This window comes from Xenophilus sp., assembly GCF_044462705.1.
GTDB lineage: Bacteria > Pseudomonadota > Gammaproteobacteria > Burkholderiales > Burkholderiaceae_C > Xenophilus > Xenophilus azovorans.
Genome location: NZ_JBIQNC010000013.1, coordinates 35322 through 37933, shown reverse-complemented (window position 1 = coordinate 37933; position 2612 = coordinate 35322). Strand labels below are relative to the sequence as shown.

The 2612-nt window shown below is 69.0% G+C and carries 2 protein-coding genes and 1 pseudogene; all 3 read right to left on the bottom strand.

All coding sequences use genetic code 11. The features are described 5' to 3' along the window. Positions 1–329, bottom strand: a 329-nt coding sequence (locus tag ACIY1X_RS04500; protein ID WP_399678333.1) for a 16S rRNA (guanine(527)-N(7))-methyltransferase RsmG, incomplete at its 3' end; no start/stop codon positions are given. Further along, positions 326–2281: a tRNA uridine-5-carboxymethylaminomethyl(34) synthesis enzyme MnmG gene (gene mnmG, locus ACIY1X_RS04495; protein ID WP_399678332.1), complete on the bottom strand. Its 1956-nt coding sequence runs from the start codon at positions 2279–2281 to the stop codon at positions 326–328. The genes mnmG and ACIY1X_RS04500, both read right to left, overlap by 4 nt. 212 nt (positions 2282–2493) lie before the next feature. Then, positions 2494–2612: pseudogene (locus tag ACIY1X_RS04490) on the bottom strand (DUF1328 domain-containing protein); the annotation flags it as partial.

Here is a 2612-nt window from a genome sequence, read left to right as displayed (position 1 = left end):
ACGGCATCCAGGCAGTGCACCTCGATGTCGGGCCGCAGGATGGCGATGACCACGCCCGGCAGCCCCGCGCCGGCGCCCACGTCCAGCAACCTGCCGGCACCGGGCCGCTCGCGCATCAGCGGGCCGACGACTGCCAGGCTGTCCAGCAGGTGGTGCGTGAGCACCGCTGCCGGATCACGCAGCGCCGTGAGGTTGTAGACCTTGTTCCACTTGAGGATGAGCGCGCCGTAGGCGAGCAGCCGGTCGATCTGTGCCGCATCAGGCGACAGGCCGAGCGCGAGCGCGCCCTGCTCCAGCGCCGAGCGCTGCCCTTCCAGGCTTCCGGTCATGCGCCGGCAGCTTCCACCGCATCCGCCTGGAAGGCACGGTACCCGCCCTTGCGCAGATGGATCAGCAGCAGCGAGATCGCGGCCGGCGTCATGCCGGAGATGCGCGAGGCCTGCCCCAGCGTCTCCGGACGGTGCTTGGCCAGCTTCTGCCGCACCTCGAAGCTCAGTGCCTGCACCTTGGCGTAGTCCAGGTCCTCGGGCAGCTTCAGGTGCTCCAGGTGGGCGGCGCGCTGCACTTCTTCGTGCTGGCGGTCGATGTAGCCGGCGTACTTGGCGGTGATCTCGACCTGCTCCACCTCCTCCGCCGCCAGCGGCTGCTCGGGGCGGTATTTGCCGCCGTCCAGCGACAGCAGGGCCTCGTAGCTCACGCCGGGGCGGCGCAGCAGGTCGCCCAGGTTGTATTCGTGCTCGATGGCCTTGCCCAGCACCCGCTCGGATTCGCTGGCCGGCAGGTTGCGCGGGTTCACCCAGGTCGATTTCAGGCGCTCTGTTTCACGTGAAACAGCGTCGCGCTTGCGACAGAAGGCGTCCCACCGCGCATCGTCCACCAGTCCCAGCCGGCGGCCGGTCTCGGTCAGGCGCATGTCGGCGTTGTCCTCGCGCAGTTGCAGCCGGAACTCGGCGCGGCTGGTGAACATGCGATAGGGCTCGGTCACGCCCTTGGTGATGAGGTCGTCCACCAGCACGCCCAGGTAGGCCTCGTCGCGGCGCGGCACCCAGGCCCCATCAAACTCAGGATGGCCGCGGCACAGCAGCGCGGCGTTGATGCCGGCGAACAGGCCCTGCGCCGCCGCCTCCTCGTAGCCGGTGGTGCCATTGATCTGGCCGGCGAAGAAGAGGCCCCGGATCGCCCGCGTCTCGAAGCTGCTCTTGAGGCCGCGCGGATCGAAGTAGTCGTACTCGATGGCGTAGCCGGGCCGCAGGATGTGCGCGTGCTCCAGCCCGGGCATGGAGCGCACCAGCGCGTACTGGATGTCGAACGGCAGGCTGGTGGAGATGCCGTTCGGGTAGTACTCGTTGGTGGTCAGCCCTTCGGGCTCCAGGAAGATCTGGTGGCTCGCCTTGTCGGCGAAGCGGTTGATCTTGTCCTCGACGCTCGGGCAGTAGCGCGGCCCCACCCCGTCGATCTTCCCCGTGAACATCGGGCTGCGGTCGAAGCCGGATCGGATGATCTCGTGCGTGCGCTCGTTGGTGTGGGTGATCCAGCAGGGCATCTGCTGCGGGTGCATGTCCGCGCGGCCCATGAAGCTGAACACCGGCATCGCCGGGTTGCCGCCGCCGGGCATGCCGTCGCCCGGCTGCTCGGTGCACTTCGAGAAATCGATGGTCCGGCCGTCCAGGCGCGGCGGCGTACCGGTCTTCAGGCGGCCCTGCGGCAGCTTCAGTTCCTTCAGGCGCGCCGACAGGCTCACCGCCGGCGGGTCGCCCGCCCGGCCGGCCTGGTAGTTGTCGAGGCCGACATGGATGCGGCCATCCAGGAAGGTGCCGGCCGTCAGCACCACGGCGCGGGCGCGGAAGGCGATGCCCACCTGCGTCACCGCGCCCACCACCCGGTCGCCCTCCACCATCAGGTCGTCCACGGCCTGCTGGAAAAGCATCAGGTTGGGCTGGTTCTCCAGCCGCCGGCGGATCGCCGCCTTGTAGAGGATGCGGTCGGCCTGCGCCCGCGTCGCCCGAACGGCCGGGCCTTTGCTGGAATTGAGGATGCGGAACTGGATGCCCGCTTCGTCGGTGGCGACGGCCATGGCGCCGCCCAGCGCGTCCACTTCCTTGACGAGGTGCCCCTTGCCGATGCCGCCGATGCTGGGGTTGCAGCTCATCTGGCCCAGCGTCTCGATGTTGTGGGTCAGCAGCAGCGTCTTCGCGCCCATGCGGGCCGAGGCCAGCGCGGCCTCGGTGCCGGCATGGCCGCCGCCGACGACGATGACGTCGAATTCTTCGGGGTAGAGCATGAGAAGTTTGTGCACACTCCGCCGATGGCGCCAGGCCGAAGGACGGGATCTCGCGTGTGCTGCGCAGGGAAAGGGCCGTGATTTTAGTCGGCCCCGCCGCGCTCTGCTCAATTTGTGGGCATCCCGATCAGCCCACCGGATACGGCCCGCGGGCCGTATCCATCAGTGCAGACAGCTATGGATTTCATAGCGCCGGACGTGCCGGCGCCGGCTCAATCCAGTGCTTTTCGCGCTGCCCCGACGCCCAGCGCCGCCAGCACGATGAACACCACCGCCAGCAGCAGGAACAGGCCGAACAGCACCTTGGCGATGCCGGCCGCGCCGGCCGCCA